The sequence below is a fragment of the Marinobacter sp. RI1 genome (assembly GCF_041155085.1).
Lineage (GTDB): Bacteria > Pseudomonadota > Gammaproteobacteria > Pseudomonadales > Oleiphilaceae > Marinobacter > Marinobacter nauticus.
This window is the reverse complement of record NZ_AP031605.1, coordinates 1,698,143-1,717,927: the sequence shown is the minus strand read 5'-3', so window position 1 is coordinate 1,717,927 and position 19,785 is coordinate 1,698,143. Positions and strand designations below refer to the sequence as shown.

At 58.2% G+C, this 19,785-nt stretch carries 16 protein-coding genes; 13 read left to right on the top strand and 3 right to left on the bottom strand.

Annotated features, from left to right (window positions below):
* Positions 1-458: 458 nt before the first annotated feature.
* Positions 459-1,088 carry a TetR/AcrR family transcriptional regulator gene (locus ACAM27_RS07755; RefSeq protein ID WP_222196930.1) on the bottom strand — a complete coding sequence of 210 codons (630 nt, stop codon included), beginning with the start codon at positions 1,086-1,088 and terminating at the stop codon, positions 459-461.
* Positions 1,089-1,220: 132 nt separating this feature from the next.
* Between ACAM27_RS07755 and ACAM27_RS07750 the strand changes: the two genes are divergently transcribed.
* The 8 genes from ACAM27_RS07750 (at position 1,221) to ACAM27_RS07715 (ending at position 12,828) form a co-directional block, all read left to right on the top strand.
* The gene (locus tag ACAM27_RS07750; RefSeq protein WP_222196928.1) at positions 1,221-3,017 is read left to right on the top strand and encodes an acyclic terpene utilization AtuA family protein; all 1,797 of its coding nucleotides are present in this window, start codon (positions 1,221-1,223) and stop codon (positions 3,015-3,017) included.
* A gap of 223 nt (positions 3,018-3,240) precedes the next feature.
* A complete protein-coding gene (locus ACAM27_RS07745; RefSeq protein WP_121207154.1) occupies positions 3,241-4,107 on the top strand; it encodes an SDR family oxidoreductase in 867 nt (288 codons plus the stop codon).
* A 9-nt stretch (positions 4,108-4,116) separates the two neighbouring features.
* The gene (locus ACAM27_RS07740; protein WP_121207155.1) at positions 4,117-5,733 is read left to right on the top strand and encodes an acyl-CoA carboxylase subunit beta; all 1,617 of its coding nucleotides are present in this window, start codon (positions 4,117-4,119) and stop codon (positions 5,731-5,733) included.
* 30 nt (positions 5,734-5,763) lie between these two features.
* Positions 5,764-6,924: an acyl-CoA dehydrogenase family protein gene (locus ACAM27_RS07735; protein WP_011786249.1), complete on the top strand. Its 1,161-nt coding sequence runs from the start codon at positions 5,764-5,766 to the stop codon at positions 6,922-6,924.
* Positions 6,925-7,105: 181 nt separating this feature from the next.
* A complete protein-coding gene (locus ACAM27_RS07730) occupies positions 7,106-7,933 on the top strand; it encodes an enoyl-CoA hydratase/isomerase family protein (protein WP_222534440.1) in 828 nt (275 codons plus the stop codon).
* 217 nt (positions 7,934-8,150) lie between these two features.
* Positions 8,151-10,109, top strand: coding sequence for an acetyl-CoA carboxylase biotin carboxylase subunit (locus tag ACAM27_RS07725; protein WP_369612800.1), 1,959 nt, complete (start codon positions 8,151-8,153; stop codon positions 10,107-10,109).
* Positions 10,106-10,930 carry an NAD(P)-dependent oxidoreductase gene (locus ACAM27_RS07720; RefSeq protein WP_222534442.1) on the top strand — a complete coding sequence of 275 codons (825 nt, stop codon included), beginning with the start codon at positions 10,106-10,108 and terminating at the stop codon, positions 10,928-10,930. The genes ACAM27_RS07725 and ACAM27_RS07720 overlap by 4 nt, the downstream gene beginning before the upstream one ends.
* Before the next feature lie 68 nt (positions 10,931-10,998).
* Complete coding sequence (locus tag ACAM27_RS07715) at positions 10,999-12,828, top strand: long-chain-acyl-CoA synthetase (protein WP_369612799.1); 1,830 nt, start codon at positions 10,999-11,001, stop codon at positions 12,826-12,828.
* A gap of 396 nt (positions 12,829-13,224) precedes the next feature.
* On the opposite strand, the gene ACAM27_RS07710 is transcribed toward ACAM27_RS07715, so the two are convergent.
* Entirely contained in the window at positions 13,225-14,205 is a 981-nt protein-coding gene (locus ACAM27_RS07710; RefSeq protein WP_369612798.1) for an NADPH:quinone oxidoreductase family protein, read from the bottom strand.
* Positions 14,206-14,360: 155 nt separating this feature from the next.
* A complete protein-coding gene (locus tag ACAM27_RS07705) occupies positions 14,361-14,930 on the bottom strand; it encodes a BLUF domain-containing protein (RefSeq protein WP_222534445.1) in 570 nt (189 codons plus the stop codon).
* Positions 14,931-15,113: 183 nt separating this feature from the next.
* Between ACAM27_RS07705 and ACAM27_RS07700 the strand changes: the two genes are divergently transcribed.
* The 5 genes from ACAM27_RS07700 (at position 15,114) to ACAM27_RS07680 (ending at position 19,778) form a co-directional block, all read left to right on the top strand.
* Positions 15,114-15,731 (top strand): trimeric intracellular cation channel family protein, encoded by a 618-nt coding sequence (locus tag ACAM27_RS07700; protein ID WP_011786256.1) that lies wholly within the window; start codon positions 15,114-15,116, stop codon positions 15,729-15,731.
* A 132-nt stretch (positions 15,732-15,863) separates the two neighbouring features.
* Positions 15,864-17,162: an NCS2 family permease gene (locus ACAM27_RS07695; protein WP_369612797.1), complete on the top strand. Its 1,299-nt coding sequence runs from the start codon at positions 15,864-15,866 to the stop codon at positions 17,160-17,162.
* A gap of 31 nt (positions 17,163-17,193) precedes the next feature.
* Positions 17,194-17,736 (top strand): adenine phosphoribosyltransferase, encoded by a 543-nt coding sequence (locus tag ACAM27_RS07690; RefSeq protein ID WP_011786258.1) that lies wholly within the window; start codon positions 17,194-17,196, stop codon positions 17,734-17,736.
* 14 nt (positions 17,737-17,750) lie between these two features.
* Entirely contained in the window at positions 17,751-18,413 is a 663-nt protein-coding gene (locus ACAM27_RS07685; protein ID WP_022991437.1) for a fumarylacetoacetate hydrolase family protein, read from the top strand.
* Between the two features lie 60 nt (positions 18,414-18,473).
* Positions 18,474-19,778 (top strand): AarF/ABC1/UbiB kinase family protein, encoded by a 1,305-nt coding sequence (locus ACAM27_RS07680; protein ID WP_011786260.1) that lies wholly within the window; start codon positions 18,474-18,476, stop codon positions 19,776-19,778.
* The last annotated feature ends 7 nt before the right edge of the window (positions 19,779-19,785 follow it).

The window sequence follows — 19,785 nt, the reverse complement described above, 5'->3', positions numbered from 1 at the left end:
TACGGTGTGGCCTCCGATTCTGCATAATTGGACAGCACGATGCCCGTGGTGGTGTAGATAGGATTCGTTGAACATCCGGCCAGCAAGAGTATCGCACTTGCCAACATCAAATGGCGTGCACGACTCATTGAATGGCGCGCTTGAGAGACCATTGAAGAGATCATAATTCGACCTGTCTGACATTGTTTTTGTATGTATGGGTTCGCGAGTATTTTTATCACAATTGATTCTCGTCAATCCCTGAACAACCGCCGGATAGACCTCGACCGCCGCTCGAACCATACAAAGGATGCGAGGATTATTGTCAGACAGAAATGGCTTGACTGCCGAAATCATTATGCCGATCAGGCCAATGGCCTAGATTGAAAAAGAAATAAACAGCATTAATTGATTCAGAACAATAAGTTATTTTTATCTTCCGTTTCGGAACAAGCGTGCCACTTTGTGACTTGTGCACATTAACATTGGTCAAGACCCAGCATCGCCATCACCTGATCGGTCAGTCCATCGAGGGTCAGACCACCCCGTTCCGGGCGATACCAGGTGACCGTCCAGCTCAGGGCGCCGGTCAACATTCTTCGGGTAATGAAAGGGTCCGCTCCAAGCTGGTGTTCCTTCGACAGCTGTTGAAGCGTAGACAACCACAGGTTTTCATAGATATCCCGCAACTCCAGCACTTCAGCCTGGGAGCTTTCCGAAAGACTGCGCCACTCATACACCAACACCGCCATGGCCTCTCCGGTCTGGCCGTTAATCGACTCCAGTTCTGCCCTGATCAGCGCCCGCAGTTTTTCTCTCGCTGAATCCGCCTGGTCGGCAGCGGCCTGCATCAAGGCGGTATTCAGCCGAATGGTCTCGACCATCACCGCCTTGAGAATTTCCTCCTTGGTGCGGAAATGGTGGAACAAGCTCCCTGACTGAATACCCACAGCCGCCGCCAGATCCCGCACCGTCGTGCGCTCGTAGCCTTTATCCCTGAACAGTCTTGCTGCTTCGTTTAACAGGCGCCCGCGGGCGCTGGAGGGATCAGACACAAGTTGCTCGGCAATGAGGGATTGCAGGATTGGGTTCTGGTTCACAAAGGCCATCCGGTTGTCTTGCTGGGACTTTTTATTCTACCCGAGATTTGCCTGTTTACAAACCAAGCGCTTGCTTGGTATTGTCGTTTCGATCGTTGGATAACCTCTCGCCAGTGCGGGTATCAGAACAAGGCCAAGAACATGTCAGACGCCAACAAAACCATCCGTATCGGTTGCTCCGCCGCTTTCTGGGGCGATACCGAAACCGCCGCTGCCCAACTGGTACGCCAGGGCAATATTGATTACCTGGTCGCCGATTACCTGGCCGAGATCACCATGTCGATCATGGCCGGCCAGAAGATGAAAGACCCGACTCAGGGCTACGCCCGGGATTTTGTGCAGACGGTGATGGCGCCTCTGCTCGGCGAGATAAAGGATAAAGGCATCCGGGTTCTGGCCAATGCCGGTGGAGTAAACCCGGTGGCTTGCCGCGATGCTCTGCAGGCCCTGTGTGAAAAGGCCGGCGTCGATCTGAAGATTGCGCTGGTGCTCGGCGATGATCTGTTGATGAAAAAGAAAAAGCTGGGCGATGCCGGCATTACTGAAATGACCACCGGTCAGCCCTTCCCCGCCATGATGGTGAGCCTGAACGCCTATCTGGGTGCGCCCGGCCTGGTGGCGGCCCTGGAACAGGGTGCCGACATCATTATCACCGGCCGTGTCGCAGACAGTGCGCTGGTGCTGGCGCCGCTGGTGCATGAATTCGGCTGGCGCTGGAACGACTACGACAAACTGGCCCAGGGCAGCCTGGCCGGGCATTTGCTGGAATGCGGCGCCCAGTCTACCGGCGGTAATTTCACCGACTGGGAACAGGTGGCTGATGGCTACGCCAATATGGGCTTTCCCATCGCCGAGGTCAGCGCCTCTGGCGATTTTGTGATGACCAAGCCCGAGGGCACCGGCGGCATGGTCAGCAGGGGCACTGTGGGCGAGCAGCTGGTGTATGAGATTGGCGACCCACGGGCTTACCTGCTGCCAGATGTAACCTGCGATTTCACTCAGGTGACACTGGAGGAAATCGACAAGGACCAGGTCCGGGTGTCCGGTGCCAGGGGACTGCCGCCGACAGACAGCTACAAGGTGTCAGGCACCTGGCCAGATGGATTCAAGTGCACAGTGACGTTCCTGCTGGCCGGCCTTGATGCCCGCGCCAAAGCACAACGAGTGGCGCAGGCTATTCTGGCCAGGACGTCAGCGATGTTTGCCGAGCGCGGCCTGCCGGATTATTCCGAAACCAGTATCGAATTGCTGGGCACCGAGACTACCTATGGCCCCCATGGCAAGGGCGACCAATGCCGGGAAGTGGTGGTGAAGATTGCCACCGCCCATCCGAAGAAAGAAGCCCTGGTGCTGTTTTCCAGGGAAATTGCCCAGGCCGCTACCGGTATGGCGCCTGGCATCACCGGTATTGTCGGCGGTCGGCCAACCGTGTGGCCGAAGATTCGTTTGTATTCCTGTCTGGTACCGAAATCGGAGGTAGCGGTTTCGGTGGATCTGGCTGGTGAGAAGTCTGAGGTGGAGGTAGCGACCGAAGGTGGTTTCAATCCGGGCGATCTCGCGGCTGAGCCGGAGTCCCGGATGGAGGTGGCAACGGATACCACAGTGCCGCTGCTCAAGCTGGCTTGGGCGCGGTCCGGGGATAAGGGCGATCACAGCAATATCGGGGTGATCGCGCGGGATCGAGAGTATGTTCCTTATATTGAGGCTGCGTTAACGGAACAGGCGGTGGCCGAGTGGATGGCTCATACGCTGAATCCTGAGTCCGGCAAGGTGACTCGCTGGTCTATGCCTGGGTTGCATGCGTTCAATTTCTTGCTGGAGCACAGTCTAGGTGGCGGCGGTGTGGCGTCGCTTAGAATTGATCCGCAGGGTAAGGCGTTTGCTCAGCAGTTGCTGGAGTTTCCAGTGCCTGTGCCTTCGAATCTGGTTCCTCAATGAATGTATTAACCCCGGTTCTGGGGCAAGAGCCCCGACAGGGCATTACTTCCCTGAGCTTGGGTGCAAGCGCCCACCGGGGTACAGCCTTCCGGGACACGCCGTAAATACGTCCGTGTAGGCTTGAGCGCAGCTTCCCTGCTGCGCACGGTCCCGGAAGGCTGTACCCCGGCGGAGCGCCCGAACGTTTTTCGTGGATTCTTTGGATTGGAATAGGGAATTTTGTATGAGTTATCAGTCTGTTCTTCGCCCGGGCTTGTTTGAAGGCCAGGTTTTTATTGTCACCGGTGGCGGTTCGGGGATTGGCCGCTGCACGGCTCACGAACTGGCGGCGCTCGGTGCCCGGGTTGCGCTGGTGGGTCGTAAGCAGGAGAAGGTAGACGCGGTTAAGGCCGAAATTGAGGAAGACGGCGGTATTGCCAGCGCCCATGCCTGCGATATTCGCGAGGAGGAGTCGGTCAAGACCACGGTGAAGGCCATTATTGAGACCCACGGCGGTCTGAACGGGGTGGTGAACAATGCCGGCGGGCAGTTTGCGTCTCCGTTAACAGGCATTAACCAGAAGGGGTGGGAAACCGTGGTGCGCACGAACCTGACCGGCGGTTTTCTGATTTCCCGGGAGGCCTATACCCAGGCCTTGAGTAAAACCGGCGGTTCGATTGTGAACATTGTGGCGGATATGTGGGGTGGTATGCCTGGCATGGGCCACTCAGGGGCCGCACGGGCCGGGATGGTGAATTTTACCCAGACGGCCGCGGTCGAATGGGCGCCGTCCGGGGTTCGGGTGAATGCGGTGGCGCCGGGGTGGATTGCGTCCAGCGGGATGGACAACTACCCGACCCATATGAAGTCGTGGATTCGCAGCCTGGCGGATGCGGTGCCGATCAAGCGGATGGGTACAGAATCAGAGGTGAGTTCGGCGATCTGTTTCCTGCTTAGCCCGGGCGCGGCGTTTATCAGTGGTGATTGTCTGCGGATTGACGGCGCGGCGTCCCAGGGTGGGCGTGTGTGGCCGATGCCGAAGGCGCAGAATAACGAGCCCTATAACGGTTTCCATCGGGCGGTAACGCCGAAAGTGTTGAGTGACGACTGAGGATTTCCCATGCAGGTACTGGAAACAACAATAAGCCCCCAGTCCGACGAGTTCCGGGCCAATGTCGAGGCCATGGAAGCGCATATCTCGACTTTCCGGGATGTGGAGCAAAAGGTTCTGGACCTGGCGGAATCGGCCCGGGAGAAGTTTACCAAGCGAGGCAAGCTGCTACCGCGGGATCGCATCAATCGGTTGCTGGATCGTGGCAGTGAGTTTCTGGAGCTGTGCTCCCTGGCCGGTTACAAGATGCATGATGACAAAGACGGTTCCATGGCCGGAGGCGGGATTATTGCCGGCATCGGCAGAGTAGCCGGAGTACGCTGCCTGGTGGTCGCAAGCAACAGTGCCATCAAGGGCGGAACCATTACTCCCGCCGGTCTGGACAAAACCCTGCGACTGCAGCAGATCGCCATGGAGAACAAATTGCCGGTGGTATCGCTGTCAGAATCCGGCGGCGCCAACCTGAACTATGCCACCGATATCTTCGTGCTGGGCGCCCGGGGCTTTGCGAACCAGGCCCGGATGTCTGCAGCCGGTATTCCACAGGTAACCGTCGTCCATGGCAACGCCACTGCCGGCGGGGCCTATCAACCGGGCCTGTCGGATTACGTAATTACCGTACGCGAGCAGGCGAAGATGTTCCTGGCCGGCCCGCCGCTTTTAAAAGCCGCGACCGGTGAGGTCGCCACCGATGAGGAACTGGGTGGAGCAGAAATGCACGCCACCGTTGCCGGCACCGCCGAATACCTGGCGGAAGACGATGCGGATGGCATCCGCCAGGCCCGGGAGATTCTGGGCGCCCTGCCCTGGAACGAAAATCTGCCACTACGCCAGGAACCACAGTGGGATGAGCCGCTGTATCCGGCGGAAGAGCTGCTGGGCGCAATTCCTTCCGATGCCAAGAAACCCTACGACGTGCGCGAGATCCTCGCCCGCATCGCCGACGGCTCTCGATTCCTGGATTTCAAGAACGATTACGACAGCCAGACGGTGTGCGGCACCATCCGGATTCACGGCCACAGTGTAGGTATTATCGGCAACAACGGTCCGATCACCCCTGCCGGCTCCACCAAGGCTGCGCAGTTTATCCAGCTTTGCGATCAGGCAGGCACGCCTATTCTGTTTCTGCATAACACCACCGGATTCATGGTCGGCACCCACTCCGAACAGAACGGCATCATCAAACACGGGTCGAAGATGATTCAGGCCGTGGCCAACTGCCGGGTACCAAAACTCGCCGTGGTGGTGGGCGGTTCCTACGGCGCCGGCAACTACGCCATGTGCGGCCGGGGCCTGGACCCGAGATTCATCTTCGCCTGGCCCAACAGCCGCACCGCCGTCATGGGCCCCGCCCAGGCCGGTAAGGTGATGCGCATCGTGGCTGAAGAAAAACAACGCAAAAGCGGTATCGAGCCGGACGAAAAGACCCTGTCGTTCCTGGAACAGGCGACCGCCAAAAAGCTGGAAGACGGCTCCACCGCCCTCTACGGCACTGCCAGACTCTGGGACGACGGCCTGATCGATCCGCGGGATACCCGCCGTGTCCTGGCCATGGTGCTTTCCGTTTGCCGTGAAGCCGAACAACGACCACTGCGACCCAACGTTTACGGCGTCGCCCGTTTCTGATTTCCACACTGATTTACCGGGAGAACAACAATGAAATTCACAGCCGAACACGAAGCCCTCAGAAAGACCGTCCGTGATTTCGTCGAAAAGGAAATCAATCCGCACTGCGATGAATGGGAGGAAGCCGGCGAGTTTCCCATTCACGACCTGTTCAAGAAACTCGGCAACCTGGGCCTGCTGGGCATTCAGAAGCCGGAGGAATACGGCGGCATGGGTCTGGATTACAGCTACAACCTCGTGGCTGCTGAAGAACTGGGCATGGCCAAGTGCGGCGGTGTTCCGCTGGCCGTGGGCGTACAGACTGACATGTGCACTCCCGCGATTGCGCGCTTCGGTTCCGATGAACTGAAACGGGACTTCCTGGCCCCGGCTATTGCTGGCGATATGGTGGGCTGTATCGGTGTGAGTGAAGTGGGCGCAGGCTCCGATGTGGCCGGCCTGAAAACCACGGCTAAGAAAGACGGCGATGACTACGTCATCAACGGCTCCAAGATGTGGATCACCAACTCCCCGAAAGCGGATTTCATGTGTCTGCTGGCCAACACCAGCGACGACAAACCCCACAAGAATAAAACCCTGATGATCGTGCCCATGAACACACCGGGCATCACTTTCAGCCCGCACCTGAACAAGCTGGGCATGCGTTCGTCAGAAACCGCCCAGGTGTTTCTGGACGACGTGCGAATTCCCCAACGCAACCGCATCGGCGCAGAAGGCACCGGCTTTATGATGCAGATGCTGCAGTTCCAGGAGGAGCGCATGTGGGGGGCCGCCAACGTAATCAAGGCCCTGGAAAACTGTGTCACGCAGACCATTGAATACTGCCGCGAGCGCAAGACCTTTGGCCAGCCGCTGATCGACAACCAGTACATTCATTTCCGCCTGGCGGAGTTACAGACCGAAATCGAAGCGCTGCGCGCGCTGACCTATCAGGCCTGTGAGCTGCACATTGAGGGCAAAGATGTCACCAAGCTGGCGTCGATGGCGAAACTGAAGGCCGGGCGTCTGGGTCGAGAAGTGACCGATGCTTGCCTGCAGTTCTGGGGTGGCAACGGTTACATGTGGGACAACCCCCTGTCACGGGCTTACCGCGATGTGCGGTTGGTCTCCATCGGCGGCGGTGCCGACGAAATCATGCTGGGCATCATCTGCAAGCTGATGGGCACCTTGCCTGGAAAGAAACGCGACTGACGCTGTGCAAGGCCTTGTGGGCAGGCAGGGCTTGGTGGAGGGCCATGAGGCGGGGATCCCTTTTCGGGACACGCCTACAAGCACATCCATGTGGGCTCGTTTCGGGCCGTCCATGGCCCTCAACGGTCCCGAAAAGGGATCCCCGCCTCATAGCCCCGAACATTTTACGTGGAGTCCTTTTATGGAACAGCAGCTACCACATTGCGAAACCCTGATTCTCGAAAAACAGGGCCCTACCCTGTTCATCACCATCAACCGCCCGGACGTCCGCAACGCTATGAGTCTGCAGATGGTCGCTGAACTGTCCACCATCTTCAGCGAGATCGAAAACGACATCAGCATCCGCGCCGCCGTCATCCGCGGCGCAGGTGGACATTTCTGCGCCGGCGGCGATATCAAAGACATGGCCGGCGCCCGGAGCCAGAAAGCCGGCGAAGGCCGCGATGACCCGTTCTACAAACTCAACCGCGCCTTCGGCCAGATGATCCAGCAAGTCAACGAATCCTCCAAAGTCGTCATCGCCATCACCGAAGGCGCCGTCATGGGCGGCGGCTTCGGCCTGGCCTGCGTCTCCGACCTGGCCATCGCCGGCCCGACTGCCAAATTCGGTATGCCGGAAACCACCCTCGGCGTCATCCCGGCCCAGATCGCCCCGTTCGTTGTCGAACGCATCGGCCTGACCCAGGCCCGTCGATTGGCGCTGCTAGGTTTGAGAATCGACGCAACGGAAGCCTGCAAACTCGGCATCGTTCACCAGGTTGCGGAATCCGAAGAACAGCTGAGCGCCATGCTGAATCAGGCCCTGGAACGGATACGCCTGTGCGCCCCCAATGCCACGGCAGAAACCAAGGCCCTGCTGCATCGGGTGGGACATGAAGCCATGGCCGGTTTACTCGATGACGCCGCTGAAAAATTCGCGGCCGCCATCCGGGGGCCCGAGGGCACGGAAGGCACTATGGCGTTCATGCAAAAGCGTGAGCCCAAGTGGGCAGAGCTCCCCAATCAATAACAACTAAATAATGTCTATTGACCGTAGTTGGGCAGACTCCGACAAGGTTCGGGGAGCGCCACTGGCAGGGTGGGCTTCCGGAAAATGTCGGAGGCCATGGATGGCCGGAGAGAAGCGCACATGGACGTGCTTGTAGCGGTTTTCCGGAAGCCCACCCTGGTGGTGGTGCGGACGAGCACCCAACCCAGGCGGCAAAGTAACCAGATAGGTAACGCGTATGCTAAAAAAACTTTTAATCGCTAACCGAGGCGAAATCGCCGTAAGGGTCATCCGTACAGCCAAGGCGCTGGGCTACCGAACCGTTGCCGTCTACTCCGAAGCCGACGCCAACGCCCTGCACGTTGAACAAGCCGACGAAGCCGTCTGCATCGGCCCGGCACAGGTTGCCGCGTCGTACCTCAACGCCGACGCCATCCTCGATGCCGCAAGGAAAACAGGCGCCGACTGCATCCACCCGGGCTACGGCTTCCTCTCTGAAAACTCCGGCTTCGCCAAAGCCGTCAAACAGGCCGGCCTCACCTTTGTAGGCCCTCCCGAAAACGCCATTGAACTCATGGGCAGCAAACGCCGCTCGAAAATCGCCATGCAGGAAGCCGGCGTGCCCGTAGTCCCTGGCTACGAAGGCAACAACGCTAGTGATGATGAACTCATCGCCGCAGCCCAGGACATCGGCTACCCCCTCATGCTCAAAGCCTCCGCAGGTGGCGGTGGCCGGGGCATGCGCCTGGTCGAGAGCGAGAGCGAGTTGGCCGACAACATTAAAAGGGCCCGCTCAGAAGCCAAACAGGCCTTCGGTGACGACGAACTGATCATCGAAAAAGCGGTCATCGAACCCCGGCACGTGGAAATCCAGGTTTTCGCAGACCACCACGGCAACGCCGTTTACCTGGGCGAGCGGGACTGCTCCGTACAGCGCCGGCACCAGAAAGTGGTTGAAGAAGCGCCCTCACCTTTTGTCACCCCGGAACTGCGTAAGGCCATGGGCGAAGCTGCTGTCAAAGCGGCCCTGGCCTGCGGTTACGAGGGCGCCGGTACCGTGGAATTCCTGGTCGACAAAGACCGCAATTTCTACTTCCTGGAAATGAACACTCGCCTACAGGTAGAACATCCGGTCACCGAACTGATTACCGGCCAGGATCTGGTGGCCTGGCAGTTGATGGTCGCTGAAGGCCGCCCGCTGCCTCTGGCCCAGGATAACATCCAACTCAATGGCCACGCCATCGAAGTGCGACTTTACGCCGAAGACCCGGCCAGTGGTTTCACCCCGCAAACCGGTACCCTGCACCAGTTCACCCCGGCCGAAGGCGAAGGCCTGCGGTTTGATACCGGCGTGCGCTCCGGTGACGTGGTCAGCCCCCACTACGATCCCATGCTGGCGAAAGTCATCGCCTGGGGCCAGAACCGGGACGAAGCCCGTCGCCGCCTGATCCGGGCGCTGGAAGACACCACAGTCTTTGGTGTGACCACCAACCGCCATTTCCTCAGCCGCATCATCGCCGATGACACCTTTGGTGCCGGTGAAGCCACCACGGCCTTCCTGCAGCAGGCCTTCAAGAATGATCCGTCACTGGCGCCCCAGCCGCTCACCATCCGCGAGCTGGCCCTGAGCGCCTGCGCATTGAGCCTCGGCCAATCCGCCCAGAAAGGCTGGAGTAACGCCCCCGCCACCGTCATGCCGATGAAGCTTGAGGCCCGGGACGAAACCGTGGAACTGCTGGTTCGGCACAGTGGCCACAAACTGCTGGTGGCCCACGGCGAAGAACACTATGAATTGCAACTGCAAAGCCAGGAACCAGGCCTGCTGTGCATTATCGACAACGGGGTTCGTCAGCGGTGCCAATACTACCGGAGCGGAGATTCCCTATATTTGCAGGCGTTCGGCCGTTCCTGGTGCGTTCGGGATATTACGCACCAACCCGCCCAAGGTGCCTTGGGCACCGGCAGCGGCAAGGTCCAGGCCACTATGGACGGTGCCATTATAGATGTACTGGTGGCAGAGGGAGATCAGGTGGGACAGGGCCAGACCCTGGTGATTCTGGAAGCCATGAAAATGGAGCATCCGGTTAAGGCGGATCGCACGGGCACCGTTGGCCAGTTGCTCGCCCGCAAAGGAGACCAGGTCAAGCGTGGCCAACTTCTGGCAGACGTGCAGTCCACTGAGGAGGCAGAATCATGAGCCGGCTACAGCAGCGCACAGTGTTTATAACCGGCGGTAGCCGGGGAATCGGCCGCGCTATTGCCCTGGCCTGCGCCCGGGAAGGCGCCAACGTGGTCATTGCAGCGAAAACCGATACCCCGCATCCGAAACTACCCGGCACCATCCACACGGTCGCTGAGGAAATTCGCAACGCCGGAGGCCAGGCGCTACCGCTGGTACTGGACGTGCGGGATGAACGACAGGTCCGCCAGCGAATCGACGAAGCCGCCGGTTATTTTGGCGGTATCGATGCCCTGGTGAACAACGCCGGGGCGATACGCCTGACCGGTGTCGAAAACCTGAAAGTGAGCCGATACGACCTGATGCATCAGGTCAACGCCCGGGCCGTATTCACCTGCAGTCAGGCGGCCCTGCCCTGGCTGAAGGAATCCGGCGGCCACATTCTCAGCCTGTCGCCGCCGCTGAACCTGAATACCCGGTGGTTTTCCCAGTACGGGCCCTATACCACCACAAAATACGGAATGACCATGCTCAGCATGGGCATGGCCGAGGAGTTCCGACGCTTTGGCATTGCCGTGAACTGCCTGTGGCCAAAGACTCTGATTGCCACTGCCGCCATAGAACACGAAGTGGGCGGACCTCAATTGATGGCGCAGGGACGAAAGCCGGAAATCATGGCCGATGCCGCGGTCAGCATACTGTCCCGCAGTGCGGACGAACTGACCGGGCAAGCGCTGATTGATGAGGATGTACTTCGTCAGGATGGCGTGAAGGACTTCGAACACTACCGGTATGCCGCAGGCGACAAGCCACTGCTGCCGGATCTGTTCCTGGATTAGCCGCGGAGCAATGGGTTGGTCCGCGGTTCAAAACCTACAAAGACAATGACGACTGAAACGGACGCACCATGAGCCAAGACATCGTAACCGCACGCGACATCATGCGCAGCCTGCCCACGGTTCTGAAAAAATTTCCCTTCGTGGCAAAAGGGCTTTACTACTACCGGGTAAAGGACGACAAAAAAGAGCTGACCCTTGGCAAGCTGGTAGAGCGCAACGCTGACAAACACCCCACGCGCCCTGCCATTCTATTCGATGATCGCAGCATTACCTGGGCAGAACTGGATGCCTGGAGCAATCGAATTGCCCATTACCTGAAAGATCAGGGGCTGGTAAAGGGCGATGCCATTGCGGTACTGCTGGAAAACCGACCGGAACTACTGGCGACCGTGGTTGGCGCAGCCAAGGTCGGCGTGGCCTGCGCCATGCTGAACACCTCCCAGAAAGGCAAAGTGCTGGCCCACAGTATCAACCTGATCGAGCCACGACTGCTGGTGGTTGGTAGCGGACTGATCGACAATGCCGAGTCGGTTCGTGGAGAGGTTCAGCTCCGGCACACGCATCCCCTGCTCTACCTGCATGACGGCAACACTCTGAACACCTTTGGTGACGCGCCGGAGGGCTACGTCAATCTGGCCCTGGAAGTCAGCCGCCGACCCTCAACCCGCCCGGTCCTGAGCAACCCGGTAACCATGGGCGATACCGCCGTGTATCTTTACACCTCAGGCACCACAGGCCTGCCCAAGGCGGCGCCCGGTTCACATCGCAAATTTATCAAAGCCTACGGCGGCTTTGGCATGCTCTCCCTGGCCATGGAACCGGAAGACGTTCTGTACTGTACACTACCGCTGTATCATGGCACCGCCCTGCTGGTGTGCTGGGGCTCGGTCCTCGCCGGTGGCTCTGCCATCGCCCTGCGCCGAAAATTCTCCGCCAGCGCCTTCTGGGACGACGTCCGCCGCTACAACGCCACCACCTTCGGCTACGTGGGCGAGCTGTGCCGCTACCTGCTGAATCAACCTCCCGGCAGCCAGGACCGCAACCACGGCCTGACCAAAATGATCGGCAACGGCCTGCGCCCCTCCATCTGGAAAGAATTCAAGGAACGCTTTGGCATCGACAAAGTGGCTGAACTGTATGCCTCATCAGAAGGCAATATCGGCTTCAGCAACTTTTTCAACATGGACAACACCGTGGGCTTCTCCACCGCGCCCTACAAACTGGTCAAGTACCACGAAGGCACCCGGGACCCGATCCGCAACGACAAGGGCCGTCTGGAGGAAGTGGAAAAAGGCCAGCCCGGCCTGTTGATCGGGGAGATCAACAAGAAGTGGGCATTCGAGGGCTACACCCAGAAGGAAGCCACCGAGAAATCCATCCTGCGCGATGGTTTCAAGAAAGGCGATGCCTGGTTCAATACCGGTGATGTATTAAAAGAAATCGGCTGCCGTCACCTGCAGTTTGTCGATCGCATGGGCGACACCTTCCGCTGGAAGGGAGAGAACGTGTCGACAACGGAGGTGGAAAATATCATTGATGGCTCCGGCATGGTGGAGGAAGCCATTGTGTACGGTGTCGAGATTCCCAAAACCAACGGCAAGGCGGGCATGGTAACGCTGGTGCCTCAGTCCAATGGTTCGTCCTTCGATATCAACAAGCTGTTTGACTATCTGCAGGAGAATCTGCCGGCCTATGCGGTGCCGGTGTTTGTGCGGGTGACCAATGCCATCGAGAAGACGGGAACGTTCAAGTACCGGAAGGTGGACATCCAGAAGCTCGGCTATTCTCTGGAGCGGTCGGAAGACGATGTGTACGCCTGGCTGCCCGGTTCGTCCGGTTATACTTTGCTGACTCCGGAGCTAGTCTCGGATATTGATTCGGGGGATGTTCGGTTTTGATCCTGACTTTTGGAGAGGGGCCTCATAACCTAGCCTGCAACGCTTGGTGACAGTGAGTACGGGGTGCCCCTCCCAAAAACCGCTACAAGCACATCCATGTGCGCTTCTCTCCGGCCATCCATGGCCTCCGACATTTTTGGGAGGGGCACCCCGCACTCACTTCCGAGCCAAGGAGTGATAGTCAGTTTACTGAAAAACCTAGCTTTTCTCCCTGACTATTACTGTGAAGCTGACCGGCCGTGATGGGGAACGCTTCCAAAAAATTTTGAGGGCCATGGATGGCCCGAAATAAGCGCACATGGATGTGCTTGTAGCGGTTTTTTGGAAGCGTTCCCCAGCGCGGGCCACACCGAAACCTAAAGGCTAGGAGGGAGGCTATCCCTCAGGCTCCAAGAACTATTCTTCAACCCGCAAAACGATCTTGCCAGTGGCCCGACGCCCCGTGAGTGCCCCAAGCGCCGCCGCATATTCCTCGAACGGGAACACTTCGCTGACCTTGGGATCGATCTTGCCGTCGGCATACATCTGCAACAGCTCCATCATGTTCTGGGCGCTGGTCTGCGGCTCGCGCTGGGTGAAACTACCCCAGAACACGCCTACCACAGAACAGCCCTTGAGCAGCGTCAGGTTCGCAGGAATCTTGGGGATATCCCCTGCGGCAAAGCCGATCACCAGATGGCGGCCGTTCCAGCCCATGGTGCGCAGGGCCTGTTCGGTGAAATCTCCGCCGACCGGGTCATAAATGACATCCACACCTTTGCCCTTCGTCAGTTTCTTCACCGCATCTTTCAGCGATTCCTCGGTGTAGTTCACCAGTTCATCAGCACCGGCCTCCCTGGCCACCGCGAGTTTTTCAGCAGAGCTGGCCGCCGCGATCACTTTCGCGCCCATAGCCTTGCCCAGCTCCACCGCCGCCAGGCCGACGCCGCCGCTGGCGCCGAGTACCAGCAGGGTTTCGCCGGGCTGCAGGTTGCCTCGCTGTTTCAGCGCATAATAGGAGGTGCCATACACCATCATGAAAGCCGCTGCTTTCTCATCGGACATAGAGTCCGGAATTGGCAACAGGTTGGCTTCCGGAGCAACCACTTCTTCGGCAAACGCACCCCAGCCGGTCAGAGCGGCTACCCGGTCTCCGGGTTTGAAACGGCTGACTTTCTCGCCCACTTCAAGCACTTCACCGGACAGTTCGCCACCGGGGGAAAACGGCATGGGCGGCTGGAACTGGTATTTGCCCTGAATGATCAGGGTGTCCGGGAAGTTCAGGCCTGCAGCCTTGACCCGGATTTTTACGCCGCTGCCTTTTACGTCCGGGCTGGCAATGTCTTCGATAACCAGATTCTCTGCCGGACCATATTCTTTGCACAGAATGGCTTTCATGGTTGCTCCTGGGCTGTCTGTCTTACCCTGATGACGTCAGGGCGGGTCTGATTTGATGTTGTAATTGACCCGGATCAAGCTAAACGCACAGAGCCCGTGAAGCAAATCAAGGCTGCTTATTCATGGCAATAAGCCCGGCTGATAAGCTGGCGAATTCAGAACAGTACAGCGCCCGCTACCACGGCGACGATGATCATCACACCGGCGGCCAGAAGCCCATACCTGACGCCGGTAGACAGGGTTTGTGAGTGTTGAACCCGGGCTGGGCTGTCCTCGTCGTGATTGACCAGTTTCTGGTCTTCGCTAGAGCGCCGAATCAGGCCAATCATTTCCTCACACTGGTGGCTGGAGAACGTCGCCGGGTTGAAGTCCGGTAACTGGTGCTTGTCCAGAAAGGCCTGCACGTCGGATGACAGGGGTACATATTTCATCGACCAGTTGGAGAAGGTCGGGACGTCCAGCGGCTCTTCAATCAGCATGCGGATATTGCGGTGGCGAGAGTCCTGGCGGATTCGCTCGAAGGTTTCCCGGACAAATTCTTCCTCGCCCTCAAGGTACTGGAAAAACCGGTTGTCGCCATAATACAAGCCACCAACCAGGCCTGCCCGACCGTTATTTCTTCGGGACACCATGAGAATTCTGGCCACGTGGGGTTCGACACCCTTTTCCAGGGGCTGGGCTTCAAACGTTGCTTCGCTGGCGTAGGCGAGTCGCATCAGGGCCATATTGCAGTACTCCGGATCAATCAAACGGGAAACAAGGCAGTGATACGCGTAACTGTCGCGCAACAGATCACATTGGCCGAATCGGCCATCAACGCCTGAAGATGAATCCCGGGACGAATTCCGCTATTCTTCCAGCCTTTCACCCACGCCCCGGACCGAATTTCGTCAAATCAGAGCTGCCCCATGTTTGACATCATCTATACTCTTGAAATGATTGGCGTTGTGGCGTTTGCCATTTCCGGCATGATCGTCGCCCGGTCCAAAAACATGGATCCGGTGGGTGTTTTTGCCATCGGTTTTATTACCGCTCTGGGTGGCGGCACATTGCGGGATCTGATCATGGACAATCACCCGCTGTACTGGATCAAGCACCAGGAGCAGCCGATTATGATCCTGGCCATGGCAATCGTGTTCAGCTACTGGAGCCGGGCCCATTCCCTGAAAGAATCGAGAATCGTCTTCCCGGACGCCATCGGCCTTGGCATTTTTTCCATTCTCGGTGCGCAACTGGCTCTCGATCTGGGCCACTCCTGGTTTATCGCTTCCATGCTGGGTGTAATGACAGGCTGCTTCGGCGGCGCCCTGCGTGACACCCTGTGCAACGAAGTTCCCTTTATTTTCCGCAAGGACCAGATCTACGCCTCTATCGCCTTCGCCGGTTGCTGGCTGTACTTTGTGTGCCAGTGGTTGCTGGAGAGCGAATCCATGGCGCTGACTATTGGCCTGCTGTTTATCGTGATTGTTCGCATGCTCGCGGTGCGCTTTGATATCCGCCTGCAACGAGACCAGATGCTGAACTGAACTCTGAATCATCCCTTGGCGTGAGGCGCCTGAGCCGGTAACATTGCCGTTTTTTCACCCAATTCACGTTTTCCGCACGCAAACTGACTTTCAAACTCCCTAATCCAGGCATTCTAGAGGCAGACCCAAGTCATGCTTGAACGACTGTTCCAACTCCAGGCCCACGGCACCACTGTCCGTAAAGAAGTGGTAGCTGGCATTACCACCTTCCTGACCATGGCCTACATCATCGTGGTCAACCCCAGCATCCTGTCGTCCACCGGCATGGATTTCGGAGCCGTTTTCGTGGCTACCTGTCTGGCCGCAACCATCGGTACGCTGATTATGGGCCTCTGGGCAAACTATCCAATTGCCCTGGCCCCCGGCATGGGCCTGAACGCTTTTTTCTCGTTCACGGTCGTCGGCAGTATGGGATACAGCTGGGAAGTGGCGCTGGGCGCTGTCTTTCTCTCCGGGTTTATTTTCTTCATTCTGAGTGTGGTCAAGATCCGGGAATGGATCATCAACAGCATTCCGATGTCCTTACGCTTTGGCATTTCCGCCGGCATCGGATTCTTTCTTGCTCTGATCGCACTGAAAAACGCCGGCATCGTGGTAGATAACCCTGCGACCCTTGTGGGTCTGGGCGACATCAAAGTGGCTGAGAGCCTGCTGTTCTTCGCAGGATTCGTACTGATCTGTGCACTTTCATTCCGCAGAATCACTGGCGCCGTGATGATCGGCATCCTTGCTGTTACCGTGGCCGCCATGATGCTTGGCATGGTGGAATACAAAGGTTTTGTGTCTGCCCCACCCAGCCTTGCCCCCACCTTTATGCAACTTGATCTGGCCGGCGCACTGAATGTTGGCATGATCAGCATTATCTTTGCCTTTCTGTTCGTGGATCTTTTCGATACCTCCGGCACCCTGGTCGGAGCAGCCCAGCGTGGTGGATTGCTGGATAAAGATGGCAAGCTGCCCCGTCTCGGACGAGCTCTGATGTCGGATTCCGTCGCAACCATGTCAGGCGCAGCCCTGGGTACCTCAACCACCACCAGCTATATCGAATCAACCGCTGGCATTTCCGCCGGTGGTCGCACAGGACTGACGGCTGTTGTCGTGGCCCTGCTTTTCCTCGCCTGTTTGCTGCTGTCACCGATCGCGAGCATCATCCCTGCCTATGCGACCGCACCGGCCCTGTTCTACGTCGCCGTGCTGATGGCAAGCGGCCTCAAACTGATCGATTGGGATGACATCACCGACGCCGCACCAGCGATCGTCACGGCACTGACCATGCCGCTGACCTTCTCTATTGCAAACGGCATTGCCCTGGGTTTCATCACCTACGCCGTGATCAAGGCGTTGTCTGGCCGCTGGTCCGATCTTAACGCCAGCGTCGTTACCATTGCCGTTGTATTTGTTCTGAAATTCATGTTCCTGGACGCCGCCTGAGCGGCGCCCAGAGTAATCACCGGATCCGCCCATGGACTATTTTTCCGAGAGCATCAAGAAAGCCATCCGCACTGTGCCGGACTGGCCCAAACCCGGCGTCTCCTTCCGGGACATCACCACGGTCCTTCAGGACAAAACGGCATTTCGTAAACTGATCGATGCCTTTGTCCATCGCTACCATGGCCAGCACATTGATGCGGTTGCCGCCGTCGATGCCCGGGGCTTCATTATTGGCTCGGCGCTGGCCTACGAGCTGAATGCGTCTCTGGTACTCGTGCGCAAGAAGGGCAAACTGCCCTTCGACACCCTGGTGGAAGACTACGAACTGGAATACGGCACGGCTTCCGTCGAGCTGCACGAAGACGCTTTCAAACCCGGCGACAAGGTCATCCTGGTGGACGATCTGATTGCCACTGGCGGCACCATGCTGGCCGCAACCCGTCTGATCCGCCGTATCGGTGCTGAAATCGTAGAGGTCGCAGCCATGATTGATCTGCCGGATCTGGGTGGCTCACGCAAGCTGCAGGAAGAAGGTCTGCAGGTTTATACTGTCTGCTCATTCGAAGGAGACTGAGCGGAGGCGCCACCATGGGCGATTATCAGCATCACTGGAAAGATGGAACACCGGTTCATCTTCCCCTTGGCAAAATCGTTTGTGTGGGGCGCAACTACGCCGAACACGCCCGGGAGCTGAACAACCCGGTACCGGAAGAACCGCTGCTGTTTATCAAACCCTCCACCGCAGCGGTTCATATCACCCGCCCGCTGGTCTACCCCAGAGGCCAGGGTGCGGTGCACTTTGAAACCGAACTGGCCGTACTTATCGGCCGCCCCCTGACCAATGCCTCCGCCAGCGAAGTGGAAAGTGCCATTCTCGGTTATGGCCTGGCCCTGGACCTCACCTTGCGGGACGTGCAAAGCAGCCTGAAAGAAAAGGGACACCCCTGGGAGCGCGCAAAGGCCTTCGACGGCGCCTGCCCGCTTTCACCGTTCGTTGCCGCCGACCAACTTGCCAAGGGCAACCTGAACTTCACACTGGATATCGACGGCCAGCGCCAGCAGACCGGGAATACCGGCGACATGCTGAACCCGATCGTGCCCCTGATTGCTCATATGAGCACCCAGTTCACCCTGTTACCCGGCGATGTGGTGCTGACTGGCACGCCCAAAGGCGTTGGCCCGCTTGTCAGCGGCCAGACTCTGTCCCTGGAGCTGGAAGATGTGTTATTTGTGGAGACCACAGTGGTCTGAACGCAACACGGATACGGATATTCAGACGAGCTACAAACTTCCCGTAGAACAGGCACTACCATGGCCAGGAAACCCGTTACTTCACGCACAGGACGCTTCTTCAAACTCGCAGGCATGACCGCCACGGTGGCGGGCCAGTACGCCGGCCAGAGAGCGCGGCGCATGTTCCGCACCGAAAATGACGAAGGCGCCCAGAGCGAAAGCTACACCCGGATGGCCGGGCAAATTGCCGATACCCTGGGCGAGCTCAAGGGGGCGGTGATGAAGGTGGGGCAGATAGCCTCCCAGACCCAGGACTTCCTGCCCAAAGAATTCTCGGACGCGCTGGAAAAACTCCAGAAAGAAGCACCACCGATGCCATTCGAGGTGATTCTGGAACAGGTGGAAAGTGAGCTGGGCAAGCCGGTTGGCGAGCTGTTTGAATACCTGCAGGAAACACCCTACGCCTCTGCCTCCATCGGCCAGGTACACCGCGCCCGCCTGCACGATGGCACGGATGTGATCGTGAAAGTGCAATACCCCGGCGTGGATGAATCCTGCGACTCCGACCTCAAACAGCTACGACTGGCCCTGAAGCTCGGCGGCCTGCTGAAAATGCCCAAGGAGACGGTTGACCAGCTGTTCGGCGAAATCCGGGTGCGACTGAAGGAAGAGCTGGATTACGAGAACGAGGCGCGAAACCTCAAGCTGTTCCACGAATTCCACAAAGATCAGCCGTGGGTGATCATCCCGGAGGTGGTCGACAGCCATTCAACCCGTCGGGTCCTCACCCTGGGGCTGGTGGAGGGCGACCACGTCAGCAAGGTCACGCCGGAACACTACTCCCAGGAAACCCTCAACCTGATTGGCCACCGGATTTTCACGATCATGGCCGATCAGCTGTTCCGGTTCCAGTGCATTCACGGCGACCCTCACGCGGGCAATTTCGCCTACCGGCCGGATGGCACCATTATCATGTATGACTTCGGCTGCGTGAAGAAACTCAAACCGGAGATTGTCGAAGCCTACCGCAAAGCCTTGATCGCAGCGCTGGATGAGGACTACCAGGCCCTGGACCAGTACCTGATCGACCTGGGCGCTCGCGTGGACAGCCAACCGGCGGTCGATGAAGCCTATTACGCCATGTGGAGGGATATCCTGATCATCCCGTTCCTGAACGATGAGCCCTACGACTTCGCCGAGGCCGATATCCATAAACACGTGGCCGCCAAAACCAGCACGGTATTCAAATACCTGGATTACTTCAAACCACCGGTCGAGAGTATTTTCATAGACCGGATGATTGCGGGGCATTACTGGATGCTAAAACGCTTAGGTGTCCAGGCAGCATTCAGAAGTGAACTGGAGAAATACCTCCGAGGCTAACGCCAAG